14 protein-coding genes, 2 tRNA genes and 2 rRNA genes are annotated in these 19,864 nt (G+C 39.8%); all 18 read left to right on the top strand.

The annotated features are described in order from the left end of the window. Positions 1-1,362 (top strand): chromosomal replication initiator protein DnaA (dnaA, locus tag FGK98_RS00005; protein ID WP_241993314.1); only part of this gene is annotated, 1,362 nt, incomplete at its 5' end. 159 nt (positions 1,363-1,521) lie between these two features. Next, positions 1,522-2,658, top strand: coding sequence for a DNA polymerase III subunit beta (gene dnaN / locus FGK98_RS00010; protein WP_138099561.1), 1,137 nt, complete (start codon positions 1,522-1,524; stop codon positions 2,656-2,658). 68 nt (positions 2,659-2,726) lie between these two features. Continuing rightward, a complete protein-coding gene (locus FGK98_RS00015) occupies positions 2,727-2,921 on the top strand; it encodes a DUF951 domain-containing protein (RefSeq protein WP_000285183.1) in 195 nt (64 codons plus the stop codon). Between the two features lie 84 nt (positions 2,922-3,005). Then, on the top strand, positions 3,006-4,121 hold the full coding sequence (gene ychF / locus FGK98_RS00020; protein WP_001218700.1) for a redox-regulated ATPase YchF: 1,116 nt from the start codon (positions 3,006-3,008) through the stop codon (positions 4,119-4,121). 72 nt (positions 4,122-4,193) lie between these two features. After that, positions 4,194-4,763: an aminoacyl-tRNA hydrolase gene (pth, locus tag FGK98_RS00025; protein WP_138099562.1), complete on the top strand. Its 570-nt coding sequence runs from the start codon at positions 4,194-4,196 to the stop codon at positions 4,761-4,763. After that, on the top strand, positions 4,764-8,267 hold the full coding sequence (gene mfd / locus FGK98_RS00030) for a transcription-repair coupling factor (protein WP_138099563.1): 3,504 nt from the start codon (positions 4,764-4,766) through the stop codon (positions 8,265-8,267). Between the two features lie 57 nt (positions 8,268-8,324). Next, positions 8,325-8,591, top strand: a complete 267-nt coding sequence (locus tag FGK98_RS00035; RefSeq protein WP_001234973.1) for an RNA-binding S4 domain-containing protein — start codon at positions 8,325-8,327, stop codon at positions 8,589-8,591. After that, positions 8,584-8,952 carry a septum formation initiator family protein gene (locus FGK98_RS00040; RefSeq protein WP_138099564.1) on the top strand — a complete coding sequence of 123 codons (369 nt, stop codon included), beginning with the start codon at positions 8,584-8,586 and terminating at the stop codon, positions 8,950-8,952. The genes FGK98_RS00035 and FGK98_RS00040 overlap by 8 nt, the downstream gene beginning before the upstream one ends. A gap of 4 nt (positions 8,953-8,956) precedes the next feature. After that, entirely contained in the window at positions 8,957-9,079 is a 123-nt protein-coding gene (locus tag FGK98_RS10140; protein WP_000429345.1) for an SP_0009 family protein, read from the top strand. After that, the gene (locus tag FGK98_RS00045; protein ID WP_138099565.1) at positions 9,072-10,343 is read left to right on the top strand and encodes a serine hydrolase; all 1,272 of its coding nucleotides are present in this window, start codon (positions 9,072-9,074) and stop codon (positions 10,341-10,343) included. Before FGK98_RS10140 ends, FGK98_RS00045 begins: the two co-directional genes overlap by 8 nt. Beyond that, on the top strand, positions 10,340-11,617 hold the full coding sequence (tilS, locus tag FGK98_RS00050; RefSeq protein WP_138099566.1) for a tRNA lysidine(34) synthetase TilS: 1,278 nt from the start codon (positions 10,340-10,342) through the stop codon (positions 11,615-11,617). The genes FGK98_RS00045 and tilS overlap by 4 nt, the downstream gene beginning before the upstream one ends. A 4-nt stretch (positions 11,618-11,621) precedes the next feature. Continuing rightward, positions 11,622-12,164 carry a hypoxanthine phosphoribosyltransferase gene (gene hpt / locus FGK98_RS00055; RefSeq protein WP_138099567.1) on the top strand — a complete coding sequence of 181 codons (543 nt, stop codon included), beginning with the start codon at positions 11,622-11,624 and terminating at the stop codon, positions 12,162-12,164. 15 nt (positions 12,165-12,179) lie between these two features. Then, positions 12,180-14,138, top strand: coding sequence for an ATP-dependent zinc metalloprotease FtsH (gene ftsH, locus FGK98_RS00060; protein WP_138099568.1), 1,959 nt, complete (start codon positions 12,180-12,182; stop codon positions 14,136-14,138). A 120-nt stretch (positions 14,139-14,258) separates the two neighbouring features. Then, positions 14,259-14,732 carry a sigma-70 family RNA polymerase sigma factor gene (locus tag FGK98_RS00065; RefSeq protein WP_138099569.1) on the top strand — a complete coding sequence of 158 codons (474 nt, stop codon included), beginning with the start codon at positions 14,259-14,261 and terminating at the stop codon, positions 14,730-14,732. A 68-nt stretch (positions 14,733-14,800) separates the two neighbouring features. Next, a tRNA-Glu gene (locus tag FGK98_RS00070) sits at positions 14,801-14,872 on the top strand. A 232-nt stretch (positions 14,873-15,104) separates the two neighbouring features. Continuing rightward, a 16S ribosomal RNA gene (locus FGK98_RS00075) occupies positions 15,105-16,653 on the top strand. Positions 16,654-16,704: 51 nt separating this feature from the next. Next, a tRNA-Ala gene (locus tag FGK98_RS00080) sits at positions 16,705-16,777 on the top strand. 129 nt (positions 16,778-16,906) lie between these two features. After that, a 23S ribosomal RNA gene (locus FGK98_RS00085) occupies positions 16,907-19,808 on the top strand. Together the 16S and 23S rRNA genes with 2 tRNA genes alongside form the textbook arrangement of a ribosomal RNA operon. Positions 19,809-19,864 lie beyond the last annotated feature (56 nt).

Genomic DNA, 19,864 nt, shown 5'->3' on the forward strand with positions numbered 1-19,864 from the left:
GTGAAAGAAAAACAATTTTGGAATCAAATCTTGGAATTGGCTCAAGAAAGATTGACACGTTCTATGTACGATTTCTATGCCATACCTGCTGAACTCATAAAAGTGGAGGGAAATGTAGCTACTATCTTTTTACCTAGACCTGAAATGGAAATGGTTTGGAAAAAACAGCTCAAGGATATCATTGTGGCCGCTGGTTTTGAAGTTTATGATACTGAAATAAAAACTCAATTTGTCCTAACAAAACCTGAGGAAGAATCTTCAACCTATGTCATGGATTCTGAAAATAGCAATCATTATGTTGCTTCACAGGCCAATATTGCTATTCCATATTCTGAAACAGGATTAAAGGAAAAATATACCTTTGATAACTTTATTCAAGGAGATGGGAATATCTGGGCTAAGTCTGCTGCTCTAGCTGTATCAGAAGACCTCGCCTTGACTTATAATCCCCTTTTCATTTATGGTGGTCCTGGACTAGGGAAAACCCACTTACTGAACGCTATCGGAAATGAGATTCTAAAAAATATTCCTGAAGCTCGGGTTAAGTATATTCCTGCTGAAAGTTTTATCAACGACTTTCTTGAGCATCTGAGGCTCGGGGAAATGGAAAAATTTAAAAAAACTTACCGAAGCCTTGATCTCTTACTGATTGATGATATCCAATCTCTCAGTGGCAAAAAGGTTGCAACTCAAGAAGAATTTTTCAATACTTTCAACGCTCTTCATAGCAATCAAAAACAAATCGTTCTGACTAGTGACCGAAGTCCTAAACACCTAGAAGGCCTTGAAGAAAGACTTGTCACGCGCTTTAGCTGGGGATTGACTCAAAATATCACCCCTCCTGACTTTGAGACACGTATCGCCATTCTTCAAAGTAAAACGGAACATTTAAACTACCATTTCCAGAGTGATACCCTAGAATATCTGGCTGGCCAATTTGATTCAAATGTTCGAGAATTGGAAGGAGCAATTAACGATATCACTTTAATTGCCAAAGTAAAGAAGATTAAAGACATCACTATTGATATTGCTGCCGAGGCTATTAGAGCTCGCAAACAAGATGTTAGCCAACTGCTAGTCATTCCAATTGACAAAATTCAAACTGAAGTTGGTAATTTTTATGGAGTGAGTGTCAAAGAAATGAAGGGGACGAGACGAGTTCAAAACATAGTTTTGGCGCGTCAAGTTGCTATGTATCTAGCTAGAGAACTGACAGATAATAGTCTTCCAAAAATCGGAAAAGAATTTGGCGGAAAGGATCACACCACCGTTATTCATGCCCATGCTAAAATTAAATCCTTGATTGACGAAGACGATAATTTACGCTTAGAAATCGAAGCAATCAAAAAGAAAATTAAGTAGCTTGTGGATAACTTTCGTTTTTCTATCTTTTTTATCCACATTTTTTAAACAAGCTAAAAATCTTGAAGTCACTAAATAGAAATCAGTTTTCCACAGAATTCACACACTCTATTATTTCTATTATCCTTCTAATACTAAAAAATAAATAAAGGAGAATCCATGATTCATTTTTCAATCAATAAAAATTTATTTCTACAAGCCTTAAATACCACAAAACGAGCAATTAGCTCAAAAAATGCTATTCCAATTTTATCAACAATTAAAATTGATGTTACCAATGAAGGAATTACTTTAATTGGATCAAATGGTCAAATCTCTATTGAAAATTTCATTTCTCAAAAAAATGAAGATGCTGGTCTTTTGATTACTTCCTTAGGTTCGATTCTTCTTGAAGCCTCTTTCTTTATCAATGTTGTATCCAGTCTTCCAGATGTAACGCTTGATTTCAAAGAGATTGAACAAAAACAAATTGTCTTAACAAGTGGCAAATCAGAAATTACCCTAAAAGGAAAAGACAGCGAACAGTACCCACGAATCCAAGAAATTTCAGCAAGCACACCTTTGGTTCTTGAAACCAAACTACTCAAGAAAATTATCAATGAGACAGCTTTTGCTGCAAGTACGCAAGAAAGTCGTCCAATCTTAACAGGTGTCCACTTCGTATTGAACCAAAATAAAGAACTAAAAACAGTTGCGACAGATTCTCATCGCCTTAGCCAGAAAAAATTGACTCTTGAAAAAAATGGTGATGATTTCGATGTGGTGATTCCTAGTCGCTCTCTACGCGAATTTTCAGCTGTTTTTACGGACGATATTGAAACAGTGGAGATTTTCTTTGCCAATAATCAAATACTCTTTAGAAGCGAAAATATTAGCTTCTACACTCGTCTCCTAGAAGGAAACTATCCTGATACAGATCGTTTGATTCCAACTGACTTTAATACTACAATTACTTTTGATGTTGTTAATTTGCGTCAATCAATGGAACGCGCACGTCTCTTATCAAGTGCGACTCAAAATGGTACTGTGAAGCTTGAAATTAAAGGTGGTGTTGTTAGCGCCCATGTTCATTCTCCTGAAGTTGGTAAAGTAAACGAAGAAATCGATACTGATCAGGTGACTGGGGATGATTTGACCATTAGTTTCAACCCGACTTACTTAATTGATTCCCTCAAGGCTTTAAATAGCGAAAAAGTGACCATTAGCTTTATCTCAGCTGTTCGTCCATTTACTCTTGTGCCAGCAGATACTGACGAAGACTTCATGCAGCTCATCACACCAGTTCGTACAAATTAAGTGAAAGAGGTTGAGCCTAGCTCGCCTCTTTTATGATATAATCAAAAAAGAAAAGGAGAGTATTATTTATGTATCAAGTTGGAAATTTTGTTGAGATGAAAAAACCACATGCTTGCACCATCAAATCAACTGGTAAAAAAGCCAATCGTTGGGAAATTACACGTGTAGGGGCAGATATCAAAATCAAATGTAGCAATTGCGACCACCTTGTCATGATGAGTCGCCATGATTTTGAACGAAAAATGAATAAGATTATTGACTAAGAACCCTTAGTTAGAGAGTTAGCAAGTTTTCCCTTTTTGTGTTATAATGTTAGGGATTGAAATGAGAACGGAGAATGAGAAACTATGGCTTTAACAGCAGGTATCGTTGGTTTGCCAAACGTTGGGAAATCAACCCTTTTTAATGCAATTACAAAAGCAGGAGCAGAGGCAGCAAACTACCCATTTGCGACTATTGATCCAAATGTTGGAATGGTAGAAGTTCCAGATGAACGCCTACAAAAACTAACTGAAATGATCACTCCTAAAAAGACAGTTCCAACAACATTTGAATTTACAGATATTGCAGGGATTGTAAAAGGAGCATCAAAAGGAGAAGGTTTAGGAAATAAATTCTTGGCCAATATCCGTGAAGTGGACGCGATTGTTCACGTAGTTCGTGCTTTTGATGATGAAAATGTTATGCGCGAGCAAGGACGTGAAGACGCCTTTGTGGATCCACTTGCAGATATTGATACCATTAACCTGGAGTTGATTCTTGCTGACTTAGAATCAGTTAATAAACGCTATGCGCGTGTAGAAAAGATGGCACGTACGCAAAAAGATAAGGAATCAGTTGCAGAATTTAACGTTCTTCAAAAAATTAAACCTGTCCTTGAAGATGGGAAATCAGCTCGTACCATTGAATTCACAGATGAGGAACAAAAGGTTGTTAAAGGTCTCTTCCTTTTGACGACTAAACCAGTTCTTTATGTTGCTAATGTGGATGAGGATGTCGTTTCAGATCCAGATTCTATCGATTATGTTAAGCAAATTCGTGAATTTGCAGCGACAGAAAATGCAGAGGTAGTAGTTATTTCTGCGCGTGCTGAGGAAGAAATTTCTGAGTTAGATGATGAGGATAAGCAAGAGTTTCTTGAAGCACTTGGTTTGACTGAATCAGGCGTTGACAAGTTGACTCGTGCAGCTTACCACTTGCTTGGACTTGGAACTTATTTTACAGCTGGTGAAAAAGAAGTCCGTGCTTGGACCTTTAAGCGTGGTATGAAAGCTCCTCAAGCAGCTGGTATTATCCACTCAGACTTTGAAAAAGGCTTTATTCGTGCAGTAACCATGTCATATGAGGATTTAGTGAAATACGGATCTGAAAAGGCTGTAAAAGAAGCTGGGCGCTTGCGTGAAGAAGGAAAAGAATATATCGTTCAAGATGGCGATATCATGGAATTCCGCTTTAATGTCTAATAATATTTTACAAATAGTGTCAATTAGGTTGGAAAAAAATTCCAACCCTTTTGGCTTTTGAAAGGAAAATAAATGACTAAATTACTTGTTGGATTAGGAAATCCAGGGGATAAATATTTTGAAACCAAGCACAACGTTGGATTTATGTTGATTGACCAATTGGCCAAAAAACAAAATGTCACCTTTACACATGACAAGATATTTCAAGCTGACCTAGCATCTTTTTTCTTTAATGGAGAAAAAATTTATCTCGTCAAACCAACAACATTTATGAATGAAAGTGGAAAAGCGGTTCATGCTTTATTGACATACTATGGTTTGGAGGTTGAAGATTTACTCGTTATTTACGACGATCTTGACATGGAAGTTGGGAAAATTCGTTTAAGAGCAAAGGGCTCAGCAGGTGGTCATAATGGTATCAAGTCAATTATTCAACATATTGGTACTCTGGTCTTTAATCGTGTTAAAATAGGAATTGGCAGACCTAAAAAAGGCATGTCAGTTGTTCACCATGTTTTAAGTAAGTTTGATCAGGATGACTATGTAGGCATTTTACAGTCAATTGATAAGGTTGACGATGCTGTAAACTACTATTTACAAGAGAAAAACTTTGAGAAAACAATGCAGAGGTATAACGGCTAAATGGTGACTTTATTAGATTTATTCTCAGAAAATAATCAGATAAAAAAATGGCATCAAAATCTTACAGATAAGAAAAGACAACTAATACTAGGTCTGTCAACTTCTACCAAGGCTCTTGCAATTGCAAGTAGTCTAAAAAAAGAAAATAAGATTGTGTTATTAACATCGACTTATGGAGAAGCAGAACGAATTATCAGTGATCTTCTTTCTATCTTAGGAGAGGAATTTGTCTATCCATTTTTGGTAGACGACTCTCCTATGGTAGAGTTTTTGATGTCTTCACAAGAAAAAATCATTTCGCGAGTTGAAGCCTTGCGTTTTTTAACTGATTCATCTAAGAAAGGGATTTTAGTTTGTAATATCGCAGCAAGTCGATTGATTTTACCTTCTCCGACTAGATTTAAAGAAAGTATTATAAGGATTGCAGTTGGTGAAGAATATGACCAACATGACCTTCTTCACAAATTAAAGGAAATAGGCTATCGCAAAGTTACTCAAGTACAGACCCAAGGGGAGTTTAGTATTCGAGGAGATATTTTAGATATTTTTGAGATGTCTCAGTTAGAACCTTTCCGAATCGAGTTTTTTGGTGATGAAGTAGATGGAATTCGGACTTTTGAAGTAGAAACACAATTATCAAAAGAAAATCAGACAGAACTCACTATCTTTCCAGCTAGTGACATGCTTTTAAAAGAAAGGGACTATTTAAGAGGTCAGTCAGCTTTAGAAAAGCAAATTTCGAAGACCTTATCAGCAATTTTAAAATCATACTTGGAAGAGATTTTGTCAAGTTTTCATCAAAAACAAGTACATTCAGATAGTCGAAAGTTTTTATCTTTATGTTACGATAAAACATGGACTGTATTTGATTATATTGAAAAAGATACACCAGTATTCTTTGATGATTATCAAAAATTGATGAATCAGTATGAAGTTTTTGAAAGAGAATTAGCACAATACTTTACAGAAGATTTACAAAACAGTAAATCATTTTCTGATATGCAGTATTTTGCTGATACTGAGAAAATCTATAAAAAACAAAGTCCAGTGACCTTTTTCTCTAATCTTCAAAAGGGTTTAGGAAATCTCAAGTTTGATCACATTTATCAATTTAATCAATATCCTATGCAGGAGTTTTTCAATCAATTTTCTTTTCTTAAAGAAGAAATTGAGCGATATAAAAAAATGGACTACACTATTATCTTGCAGTCTAGCAATTCAATGGGAAGTAAAACATTGGAGGATGTTTTAGAGGAATATCAGATTAAATTGGATTTCAGAGATAAGTCAAGTATCTGTAAAGAATCTGTAAACTTGATTGAGGGTAGTCTAAGACATGGTTTTCATTTTGTGGATGAGAAAATTCTCTTGATTACTGAACATGAGATTTTTCAAAAGAAATTAAAACGTCGTTTTCGAAGACAACATACGTCAAATGCAGAGCGTTTAAAAGATTATAATGAACTTGAAAAAGGGGACTACGTTGTTCACCATATCCATGGAATTGGTCAATATCTAGGAATCGAAACAATTGAAATCAAAGGCATTCACCGTGATTATGTCAGTGTTCAATACCAAAATGGGGATCAAATCTCCATCCCAGTAGAGCAGATTCAGTTACTGTCCAAATATGTTTCAAGTGATGGTAAAGCGCCAAAACTTAATAAATTAAATGACGGTCATTTTAAAAAGGCCAAGCAAAAAGTTAAGAACCAGGTAGAGGATATAGCTGACGATTTAATCAAACTCTATTCTGAACGTAGTCAGTTGAAGGGTTTTGCTTTCTCAGCTGATGATGATGACCAACATGCTTTTGATGATGCCTTCCCTTATGTTGAAACGGATGATCAACTTCGTAGTATTGAGGAAATTAAGAGAGATATGCAGGATTCTCACCCCATGGATCGACTTTTAGTTGGGGATGTTGGTTTTGGGAAGACTGAAGTTGCAATGCGTGCAGCCTTTAAGGCAGTAAATGATCACAAACAGGTTGTTGTTCTAGTTCCAACGACGGTTTTAGCACAACAACACTATACGAATTTTAAGGAACGATTTCAAAATTTTGCAGTTAATATTGATGTGCTGAGTCGCTTTAGAAGTAAAAAAGAGCAGGCAGAGACACTTGAAAAATTAAAGAATGGTCAAGTTGATATTTTGATTGGAACCCATCGTGTTTTGTCTAAAGATGTTGTGTTTTCAGATTTGGGATTGATGATTATTGATGAGGAACAGCGATTTGGTGTCAAGCATAAGGAAACTTTGAAAGAACTGAAAAAACAAGTAGATGTTCTAACCTTGACTGCAACACCAATCCCTCGTACCCTTCATATGTCTATGCTAGGAATCAGAGATTTGTCTGTTATTGAAACTCCTCCAACCAATCGCTATCCAGTTCAGACCTATGTTTTGGAAAAGAATGATAGTGTGATTCGTGATGCTGTCTTACGTGAAATGGACCGTGGAGGTCAAGTTTACTATCTTTACAATAAAGTTGACACAATTGATCAGAAGGTTTCAGAATTACAGGAGTTGATTCCAGAGGCTTCGATTGGTTATGTTCATGGGCAAATGAGTGAAATTCAGTTAGAAAATACTCTACTGGACTTTATTGAAGGTCAGTATGATATTTTGGTGACAACTACCATTATTGAGACAGGAGTTGATATTCCAAATGCCAATACTTTATTTATCGAAAATGCAGATCATATGGGCTTGTCAACCTTGTATCAGTTAAGAGGAAGAGTTGGTCGTAGTAATCGTATTGCTTATGCCTATCTCATGTATCGTCCAGAAAAATCAATTAGTGAAGTCTCTGAGAAGAGATTAGAGGCAATCAAAGGGTTTACGGAATTGGGCTCTGGATTTAAGATTGCTATGCGAGATCTTTCGATTCGTGGTGCAGGAAATCTATTAGGAAAATCGCAGTCTGGTTTCATTGATTCTGTTGGTTTTGAATTGTATTCGCAGTTATTAGAGGAAGCTATTGCTAAACGTAACGGCAATGGGAATACAAGAACCAAAGGAAATGCTGAGTTGATTTTACAAATTGATGCTTATCTTCCTGATACTTATATTTCTGACCAACGACATAAAATTGAAATTTACAAGAAAATTCGTCAAATTGACAACCGTGTCAACTATGAAGAATTACAGGAAGAATTGATGGATCGTTTTGGTGAGTATCCAGATGTGGTGGCCTATCTTTTAGAGATCGGCTTGGTCAAATCATACTTGGATAAGGTCTTTGTTGAACGTGTAGAAAGAAAAGAAAATAAGATTACAGTTCAATTTGAAAAAATCACTCAACGATTGTTTTTGGCTCAAGATTACTTTAAAGCCCTATCTGCAACGAACTTAAAAGCAGCTATAGCGGAGAATAGAGGACTAATGGAAGTCGTATTTGATGTCCGAAACAAGAAGGATTATGAAATTTTAGAAGGTCTGCTGATTTTTGGAGAAAGTTTACTAGAGATAAAAGAATCAAAGGGAGCTAATTCTCTTTGACGTTTTTCTTCTATAAAAGGGATAAAAATGGTACAATAATAATTTGAGGTAATAAAAATGAGATTAGACAAGTATTTAAAAGTATCACGAATTATTAAGCGTCGTACAGTCGCGAAGGAAGTAGCAGATAAAGGTAGAATCAAGGTAAATGGAATCTTGGCCAAAAGTTCAACGGATTTGAAAGTTGATGACCAAGTTGAAATTCGCTTTGGAAATAAGTTGTTGCTTGTAAAAGTACTGGAGATGAAAGATAGTACAAAAAAAGAAGATGCAGCAGGTATGTATGAAATTATCAGTGAAACACGGGTAGAAGAAAATGTCTAAAAATATTGTACAGATGAACAATCCTTTTATTCAAAATGAACACCAACGTCGTCGTTACCTGATGAAGGAAAGAAAAAAGAGGAATCGCTTTATGGGTTGGGTTCTGATTTTGATGATTTTATTGTTTATTTTACCAACCTACAATCTGGTCCAAAGCTATAATCAGTTACTGCAACGTCGTCAGCAATTGACAGAGTTGAAAGAGCAATACCAAACTCTCAGTGATGAAAAGGATAAGGAATCCGCTTTTGCTGCAAAGTTGAAAGACGAAGACTATGTAGCAAAATATGCACGCGCCAAGTACTATTACTCAAAGAAACGAGAAGCGATTTACACAATTCCTGATTTGCTTCCGAGGTAATATCATGGAAAATTTATTAGAAGTTGTTGAGCAGTTTTTAAGTTTATCAGATGAAAAACTAGAGGAATTAGCAACTAAAAATCATTTATTACGATTACAAGAAGAAAGGGAAGGAAAGAATGCGTAAGTTCTTAGTAGTGTTATCACTACTATCTGTTTTTATCATAACTTCAAGAGTAGTTAGCACAGAAAAACAGCTTCCTTACTCTTCACAAGAAATTTATTATCTAACTGAGTCTGACTATGGCTTCTACTATAAAGAAACTCTGGAATCCCCAATGGTATATGGAGAAACAGCTGTCTATGCTAATGAGGACCTTGTCAAGGAGTCTGGTAAATTAACTCCTGAAACCGCCTTTAAAATCGTAGAGTGGCGTTTGAATAGACAAGGTGTTCCTGTTTTTAAATTAGACAATCATCAGTTTGTCGTTGCAGATAAGCGTTTGGTCTATGATCGAAGTCATGTTCAAACTCAAAGTAGACAAGTATGGTTGGAACCGGGGTTTGTTATCTATAACAGCCCTTATGATGCTAAAGAAATTTCTTCTACCCTCTCTCCTTATCAACACGTAACAGTGGATAGAACTATCTTTGCTGAGGGACAAGAATTTCTTCATATTGATCAAGTTGGGTGGGTATCAAAAGAATTCGTCTCAGAAGAGGACAATCGTATCCAGAAGGTTCAAGAAGTGTTATCAAGCAACTATCAGAATGAAAAATACTCTATTTATGTTAAACAACTAAGTACAGGAAAAGAGGCTGGGGTGAATGAAGACAGCAAACTCTATGCAGCTAGCATCTTGAAACTGGCCTACCTTTATTATGCTCAAGATAAGATAAACCAAGGTTCTTATACACTGGATAGTAGCTTCAAGTATGTACCAGAAGTAAATAGCTTTCCTGGATCCTATAAAGTAGAAGGTAGTGGTAGTTTACCTAAAAAAGAAGATAACAAAGATTACAGTCTCCAACAGTTAATTACCAAGATAACAAAAGAGTCTGATAATGTTGCTCATAATATTTTAGGTTATTATGTGACCAATCAATCTGACGGGGCTTTTAAAGAAAAAATGTCCACTATTATGGGTGAAGATTGGGATGTGAATGATAAATTAGCTTCTTCAAAAATGGCTGGAAAAGTCATGGAAGCTATTTATAATCAGAATGGCTTTGTCCTAGAGTCTCTTAGTAAGACTAATTTTGACAATCAACGAATTTCCAAGGGTGTTTCGGTTAAGGTAGCTCATAAAATCGGAGATGCGGATGAGTTTAAACATGACACTGCCATTGTTTATACGGACTCTCCTTTCGTTCTTTCAATTTTCACTAAAAATTCTGATTATGATACTATTGCTAAGATAGCCAAGGATGTCTATGAGGTTCTAAAATGAGGGAGCAGGATTTTTTAAATCATTTTCTTCAGAAAGGATATTTTAAAAACCATTCCAAGGTTGTATTAGCTCTTTCTGGTGGCTTAGATTCGATGTTTTTATTCCATCTATTGTCTACTTATCAAAATGAGTTAGAAATTGAGCTGATTTTAGCACATGTTAACCATAAGCAGAGAAGAGAGTCTGACTGGGAGGAAAATGAACTAAGGAAGTTAGCTGATGTAGCTGGACTTCCTATTTATATCACAAGCTTTTCAGGAGACTTTTCAGAAGCGCGTGCTCGAGAGTTTCGTTATGATTTTTTTAGGAAAATCATGAAAGAGGTTGGGGCGACAGCCTTGGTCACTGCCCACCATGCAGATGATCAGGTTGAAACGATTTTGATGCGATTCATTCGCGGAAGTCGGTTACGTCATTTAATAGGAATAAAAGAAAGTCAAGTAGTTGATGATATTGAAATCATCCGTCCCTTATTGTATTTTCATAAAACAGACTTCCCACCAATTTTTCATTTCGAGGATCAAACAAATCAGGAAAATGCCTATTTTCGCAATCGTATTCGAAATAGGTATTTACCAGAGCTTGAAAAAGAAAATCCTCGTCTTAAATCCGCTATTTTAGATTTAGGAAGGGAAATTTCAGATTACCAAGTAGCCATAATAGAGCTCTCTGAACAGATTGATGTGGAAGATTTGAATGAGCTCTTTTCATACTCACAACAAACTCAAGGGGTTTTACTGCAGAACTATCTCAATCAATTCCCAGACTTAAATCTTACGAAAGCTCAGTTTGCAGAAGTTCGACAGATTTTAGCAACTAAAAGTCAGTATCGTCACCCACTGAAAAATGGTTATGCACTAATAAAAGAATATCAAAATTTTCGAGTTTGCAAAATCATTCCTCAGGCTGATGAAAAGAAAGATGAACTTGTGTTACACTATCAAAATCAAGTTCGATATAAGGACTATTTATTTTCCTTTGGCATCCCTATTGAAGGGGACGCTGTTCAAAAAATAATGGTTTCACGGGAAACACCTGTATATATTAGATGTCGAAAACCTGGCGATGTTCTTATCCTGAATGGTCACAGAAAGAAACTGAGACGTTTATTTATAGATTTGAAAATCCCTATTAAAAAAAGAAAAACAACCCCTATTATTGAGCAATTTGGAGAAGTTGTCTCAATTTTAGGAATTGCGACCAGTGATTTGAGTAAAAACACGAAAAATGATATAATGAACACTGTACTTTATATAGAAAAAATAGATAGGTAAAAAGATGTTAGAACACGATATTAAAAAAATCCTCGTTTCACATGATGAAATTACAGAAGCAGCTAAAAAACTAGGTGCCCAGTTGACCAAAGATTATGAAGGGAAAAATCCAATTTTAGTTGGAATTTTGAAAGGATCGATTCCTTTTATGGCTGAATTGATTAAACATATTGATACGCATATTGAGATGGACTTCATGATGGTATCTAGCTACCATGGTGGAACTGCAAGCAGTGGTGTGATCAATATCAAGCAAGACGTAACTCAAGATATCAAAGGAAGACATGTTCTATTTGTAGAAGATATCATCGATACAGGTCAAACTTTAAAGAATTTAAGAGATATGTTTATTGAAAGAGAAGCAGCTTCTGTTAAGATTGCAACCATGTTGGATAAACCAGAAGGACGAATTGTTGAAATCGAAGCAGATTATACTTGCTTTACTATTCCAAATGAGTTTGTAGTAGGATATGGTTTGGACTACAAAGAAAATTATCGTAATCTTCCTTATGTTGGAGTGTTGAAAGAGGAAGTTTATTCAAATTAGAAAGAGCATTCTTTAATGAAAAAACAAAATAATGGTTTAGTTAGAAATCCATTTCTATACTTGTTAATTATCTTCTTCCTTGTAACAGGATTCCAGTATTTTTACTCTGGAAATGCTGCTGGGAAAAGTGAAAAAATTAACTATACAGAATTGGTAAAAGAAATTACAGCAGACAATGTAAAAGAATTAACCTATCAGCCAAATGGTAGCATCATTGAGGTGTCTGGTGTTTATAAAAATCCTAAGACTAGTAAAGAAGAAACAGGGATTCAATTTTTCACTCCTACTGCCACAAAAGTAGAAAGATTCTCAAGTACCATTCTTCCGTCGGATTCAACAGTTTCAGAATTGCAAAAACTTGCTTCTGAACATCAGGCTGAGGTAACAGTTAAACATGAGAGTTCAAGCGGTATGTGGATCAATATCCTTGTCTCTGTTGTGCCATTTGCTATTCTCTTGTTCTTCCTATTCTCTATGATGGGAAATATGGGAGGAAATAATAGTAGAAATCCAATGAGTTTTGGACGTAGCAAGGCCAAGGCTGCTAACAAAGAAGATATCAAGGTACGATTCTCAGATGTTGCAGGTGCCGAGGAAGAAAAACAAGAATTAGTCGAAGTTGTTGAATTCCTAAAAGATCCAAAACGATTTACAAAGCTTGGTGCACGTATTCCTGCGGGTGTTCTTTTAGAGGGTCCTCCGGGAACAGGTAAGACTTTGCTTGCTAAGGCGGTTGCCGGAGAAGCAGGCGTTCCATTCTTTAGCATCTCAGGATCGGACTTTGTAGAAATGTTTGTCGGAGTTGGTGCAAGTCGAGTTCGTTCTCTTTTTGAGGATGCAAAGAAAGCAGCACCAGCCATTATCTTTATCGATGAAATTGATGCTGTTGGTCGCCAACGTGGTGTCGGCCTTGGTGGAGGAAATGATGAACGTGAGCAAACCTTGAACCAGCTCTTAATTGAAATGGATGGTTTTGAGGGTAATGAAGGAATCATCGTTATCGCTGCGACGAACCGTTCAGATGTTTTAGATCCAGCTCTTCTCCGTCCAGGACGTTTTGATAGAAAAGTCTTAGTTGGTCGCCCTGATGTTAAAGGTCGTGAAGCAATCTTGAAAGTTCACGCTAAAAATAAACCTTTAGCAGACGATGTTGATTTGAAATTAGTGGCCCAACAAACCCCAGGCTTTGTGGGAGCTGACTTAGAAAATGTTCTAAACGAGGCAGCCTTGGTTGCAGCCCGTCGCAACAAATCAATTATTGATGCTTCAGATATTGATGAGGCAGAGGACAGAGTGATTGCTGGACCATCTAAGAAGGACAAAACAGTATCACAAAGAGAACGTGAATTGGTTGCCTACCACGAGGCTGGACATACCATTGTTGGTTTAGTCTTGTCAAATGCCCGTGTTGTTCATAAAGTTACCATTGTACCACGTGGACGTGCAGGCGGATACATGATTGCACTTCCTAAAGAAGATCAAATGCTTCTTTCCAAAGAAGATATGAAAGAGCAATTAGCAGGTTTGATGGGTGGTCGTGTTGCTGAGGAAATTATCTTTAATGTTCAAACGACAGGAGCTTCAAATGACTTTGAACAAGCTACACAGATGGCGCGTGCAATGGTCACTGAATATGGTATGAGTGAAAAACTTGGCCCAGTTCAATACGAAGGAAATCATGCTATGTTTGGTGCACAAAGTCCTCAAAAATCAATTTCAGAGCAAACAGCCTATGAGATTGATGAGGAAGTTCGTTCATTATTAAATGAAGCACGGAATAAAGCAGCTGAAATTATTCAATCAAATCGTGAAACCCACAAACTGATTGCAGAAGCATTGTTGAAATACGAAACATTGGATAGTACACAAATTAAATCTCTTTACGAAACAGGAAAAATGCCTGAGACTATAGAAGAGGAATCCCATGCCCTATCTTATGATGAAGTAAAATCAAAAATGAGTGAAGAAAAATAATCGCAGAGAGGCCATGCCTCTCTTTTTGTATGCAGTTGAGGCAACGAGAAATACAGAAGAGGAGAAGAAGATCAAAGACTAGGTTCTTTCTGCTAAACTAAAGGCAGAAAGGAGAGGTCTATGAATCTGAAAGAGTTATATGAAGAAAGTAAGGGGATTGTAAACAAGTGCCGCAAAGAATACCATTTACATCTGTGGGAGAAAGAGGACTGGGATCAGGAGGGGATGATGTGCCTGTATGAGCTAGTGGACCACCATCCAGAGTTACTAGAGGGTGAGCGCCATCAACTATATGTCTGCTTTAAAACCAAATTCCGAAATCGTATCTTGGACTACATCCGCAAACAGGAAAGTCACAAGCGCCGTTTCGATAAGGAACCCTATGAAGAGGTAAGCGAAATCAGTCATCGCCTAGGAGAAAAAGGACTCAGACTGGATGATTATTATCTCTTTCATGAGCTTCTAAAGAATTACAGAGCAAGTCAGAGTAAAGAAAAACAAGAACAACTTGACCGTCTAATGGGAGGAGAATGTTTCAAAGGTAGAAAATCCCTTCTGAGAGAATTAAGTATCGTATTCAGTGATTTTAGGTAAAAATAGTCAAAAGAATCCCTTGACAAAGGGGAAAAAGTAGGTATAATAGAAAGAGTTGAAAAGCTCAAGGTCCGTTGGTCAAGGGGTTAAGACACCGCCTTTTCACGGCGGTAACACGGGTTCGAATCCCGTACGGACTATGGGTGTATCGCAGGGACGAAAAAAGTAAAAAAAGTTTCAAAAAAGTGTTGACAGAGGTCAACAGCTGTGATATACTAATATAGTTGTCGCTTGAGAGAAAGAGTGACAAAGACCTTTGAAAACTGAACAAGACGAACCAATGTGCAGGGCACTACAACTAAGGTTGTAGTACTGAACAATGAAAAAAAACAATAAATCTGTCAGTGACAGAAATGAGTGAGAACTCAAACTTTTAATGAGAGTTTGATCCTGGCTCAGGACGAACGCTGGCGGCGTGCCTAATACATGCAAGTAGAACGCTGAAGCTTGGTGCTTGCACCGAGCGGATGAGTTGCGAACGGGTGAGTAACGCGTAGGTAACCTGCCTGGTAGCGGGGGATAACTATTGGAAACGATAGCTAATACCGCATAAGACATTTTACTGCATGGTAAGATGTTAAAAGGTGCAACTGCACCACTACCAGATGGACCTGCGTTGTATTAGCTAGTTGGTGGGGTAACGGCTCACCAAGGCGACGATACATAGCCGACCTGAGAGGGTGATCGGCCACACTGGGACTGAGACACGGCCCAGACTCCTACGGGAGGCAGCAGTAGGGAATCTTCGGCAATGGACGGAAGTCTGACCGAGCAACGCCGCGTGAGTGAAGAAGGTTTTCGGATCGTAAAGCTCTGTTGTAAGAGAAGAACGAGTGTGAGAGTGGAAAGTTCACACTGTGACGGTATCTTACCAGAAAGGGACGGCTAACTACGTGCCAGCAGCCGCGGTAATACGTAGGTCCCGAGCGTTGTCCGGATTTATTGGGCGTAAAGCGAGCGCAGGCGGTTAGATAAGTCTGAAGTTAAAGGCTGTGGCTTAACCATAGTACGCTTTGGAAACTGTTTAACTTGAGTGCAAGAGGGGAGAGTGGAATTCCATGTGTAGCGGTGAAATGCGTAGATATATGGAGGAACACCGGTGGCGAAAGCGGCTCTCTGGCTTGTAACTGACGCTGAGGCTCGAAAGCGTGGGGAGCAAACAGGATTAGATACCCTGGTAGTCCACGCCGTAAACGATGAGTGCTAGGTGTTAGACCCTTTCCGGGGTTTAGTGCCGCAGCTAACGCATTAAGCACTCCGCCTGGGGAGTACGACCGCAAGGTTGAAACTCAAAGGAATTGACGGGGGCCCGCACAAGCGGTGGAGCATGTGGTTTAATTCGAAGCAACGCGAAGAACCTTACCAGGTCTTGACATCCCTCTGACCGCTCTAGAGATAGAGTTTTCCTTCGGGACAGAGGTGACAGGTGGTGCATGGTTGTCGTCAGCTCGTGTCGTGAGATGTTGGGTTAAGTCCCGCAACGAGCGCAACCCCTATTGTTAGTTGCCATCATTCAGTTGGGCACTCTAGCGAGACTGCCGGTAATAAACCGGAGGAAGGTGGGGATGACGTCAAATCATCATGCCCCTTATGACCTGGGCTACACACGTGCTACAATGGTTGGTACAACGAGTCGCAAGCCGGTGACGGCAAGCTAATCTCTTAAAGCCAATCTCAGTTCGGATTGTAGGCTGCAACTCGCCTACATGAAGTCGGAATCGCTAGTAATCGCGGATCAGCACGCCGCGGTGAATACGTTCCCGGGCCTTGTACACACCGCCCGTCACACCACGAGAGTTTGTAACACCCGAAGTCGGTGAGGTAACCTTTTAGGAGCCAGCCGCCTAAGGTGGGATAGATGATTGGGGTGAAGTCGTAACAAGGTAGCCGTATCGGAAGGTGCGGCTGGATCACCTCCTTTCTAAGGATAAGGAACTGCACATTGGTCTTGTTTAGTCTTGAGAGGTCTTGTGGGGCCTTAGCTCAGCTGGGAGAGCGCCTGCTTTGCACGCAGGAGGTCAGCGGTTCGATCCCGCTAGGCTCCATTGGTGAGAGATCACCAAGTAATGCACATTGAAAATTGAATATCTATATCAAATAGTAACAAGAAAATAAACCGAAACGCTGTAAGTATTTAATGAGTTTTCTAATTTTTGAAAAAATTAGGTTAATAAGGTTAAGTTAATAAGGGCGCACGGTGGATGCCTTGGCACTAGGAGCCGAAGAAGGACGTGACAAACGACGATATGCCTTGGGTAGCTGTAAGTAAGCGATGATCCAGGGATTTCCGAATGGGGGAACCCAACAGGTACTACCTGTTACCTACATCTGTTAAGGATGTGAGGAGGAAGACGCAGTGAACTGAAACATCTAAGTAGCTGCAGGAAGAGAAAGCAAAAGCGATTGCCTTAGTAGCGGCGAGCGAAACGGCAGGAGGGCAAACCGAAGAGTTTACTCTTCGGGGTTGTAGGACTGCAATGTGGACTCAAAGATTATAGAAGAATGATTTGGGAAGATCAGCCAAAGAGAGTAATAGCCTCGTATTTAAAATAGTCTTTGTACCTAGCAGTATCCTGAGTACGGCGGGACACGTGAAATCCCGTCGGAATCTGGGAGGACCATCTCCCAACCCTAAATACTCCCTAGTGACCGATAGTGAACCAGTACCGTGAGGGAAAGGTGAAAAGCACCCCGGGAGGGGAGTGAAATAGAACCTGAAACCGTGTGCCTACAACAAGTTCGAGCCCGTTAATGGGTGAGAGCGTGCCTTTTGTAGAATGAACCGGCGAGTTACGTTATGATGCGAGGTTAAGTTGAAGAGACGGAGCCGTAGGGAAACCGAGTCTGAATAGGGCGACTTAGTATCATGACGTAGACCCGAAACCATGTGACCTACCCATGAGCAGGTTGAAGGTGCGGTAAGACGCACTGGAGGACCGAACCAGGGCACGTTGAAAAGTGCTTGGATGACTTGTGGGTAGCGGAGAAATTCCAAACGAACTTGGAGATAGCTGGTTCTCTCCGAAATAGCTTTAGGGCTAGCGTCGACATTGAGATTCTTGGAGGTAGAGCACTGTTTGGGTGAGGGGTCCATCCCGGATTACCAATCTCAGATAAACTCCGAATGCCAAAGAATTATGGTCGGCAGTCAGACTGCGAGTGCTAAGATCCGTAGTCGAAAGGGAAACAGCCCAGACCACCAGCTAAGGTCCCAAAATAATTGTTAAGTGGAAAAGGATGTGGGGTTGCACAGACAACTAGGATGTTAGCTTAGAAGCAGCTATTCATTCAAAGAGTGCGTAATAGCTCACTAGTCGAGTGACCCTGCGCCGAAAATGTACCGGGGCTAAAACAATTTACCGAAGCTGTGGATACCTTTATAGGTATGGTAGGAGAGCGTTCTATGTGTGATGAAGGTATACCGTGAGGAGTGCTGGAACGCATAGAAGTGAGAATGCCGGTATGAGTAGCGAAAGACAGGTGAGAATCCTGTCCACCGTAAGACTAAGGTTTCCAGGGGAAGGCTCGTCCGCCCTGGGTTAGTCGGGACCTAAGGAGAGACCGAAAGGTGTATCCGATGGACAACAGGTTGATATTCCTGTACTAGAGTATGTAGTGATGGAGGGACGCAGTAGGCTAACTAAAGCAGACGATTGGAAGAGTCTGTCTAAGCAGTGAGGTGTGATATGAGTCAAATGCTTATATCTGTAACATTGAGCTGTGATGGGGAGCGAAGTTTAGTAGCGAAGTTAGTGACGTCACACTGCCAAGAAAAGCTTCTAGCGTTTAAACATACTCTACCCGTACCGCAAACCGACACAGGTAGTCGAGGCGAGTAGCCTCAGGTGAGCGAGAGAACTCTCGTTAAGGAACTCGGCAAAATGACCCCGTAACTTCGGGAGAAGGGGTGCTGACTTATGTCAGCCGCAGTGAATAGGCCCAAGCAACTGTTTATCAAAAACACAGCTCTCTGCTAAATCGTAAGATGATGTATAGGGGGTGACGCCTGCCCGGTGCTGGAAGGTTAAGAGGAGTGCTTAGGAGTAATCCGAAGGTATGAATTGAAGCCCCAGTAAACGGCGGCCGTAACTATAACGGTCCTAAGGTAGCGAAATTCCTTGTCGGGTAAGTTCCGACCCGCACGAAAGGCGTAATGATTTGGGCACTGTCTCAACGAGAGACTCGGTGAAATTTTAGTACCTGTGAAGATGCAGGTTACCCGCGACAGGACGGAAAGACCCCATGGAGCTTTACTGCAGTTTGATATTGAGTGTCTGTACCACATGTACAGGATAGGTAGGAGTCTATGATTTCGGGACGCCAGTTTCGAAGGAGACGTTGTTGGGATACTACCCTTGTGTTATGGCCACTCTAACCCAGATAGGTTATCCCTATCGGAGACAGTGTCTGACGGGCAGTTTGACTGGGGCGGTCGCCTCCTAAAAGGTAACGGAGGCGCCCAAAGGTTCCCTCAGAATGGTTGGAAATCATTCGCAGAGTGTAAAGGTATAAGGGAGCTTGACTGCGAGAGCTACAACTCGAGCAGGGACGAAAGTCGGGCTTAGTGATCCGGTGGTTCCGTATGGAAGGGCCATCGCTCAACGGATAAAAGCTACCCTGGGGATAACAGGCTTATCTCCCCCAAGAGTTCACATCGACGGGGAGGTTTGGCACCTCGATGTCGGCTCGTCGCATCCTGGGGCTGTAGTCGGTCCCAAGGGTTGGGCTGTTCGCCCATTAAAGCGGCACGCGAGCTGGGTTCAGAACGTCGTGAGACAGTTCGGTCCCTATCCGTCGCGGGCGTAGGAAATTTGAGAGGATCTGCTCCTAGTACGAGAGGACCAGAGTGGACTTACCGCTGGTGTACCAGTTGTCTTGCCAAAGGCATCGCTGGGTAGCTATGTAGGGACGGGATAAACGCTGAAAGCATCTAAGTGTGAAACCCACCTCAAGATGAGATTTCCCATGATTTTATATCAGTAAGAGCCCTGAGAGATGATCAGGTAGATAGGTTAGAAGTGGAAGTGTGGCGACACATGTAGCGGACTAATACTAATAGCTCGAGGACTTATCCAAAGTAACTGAGGATACGAAGCGCGAGGTTTACTTGTAATTTGATAGATATTCAATTT

Source organism: Streptococcus australis (genome assembly GCF_901543175.1).
GTDB lineage: Bacteria > Bacillota > Bacilli > Lactobacillales > Streptococcaceae > Streptococcus > Streptococcus australis_A.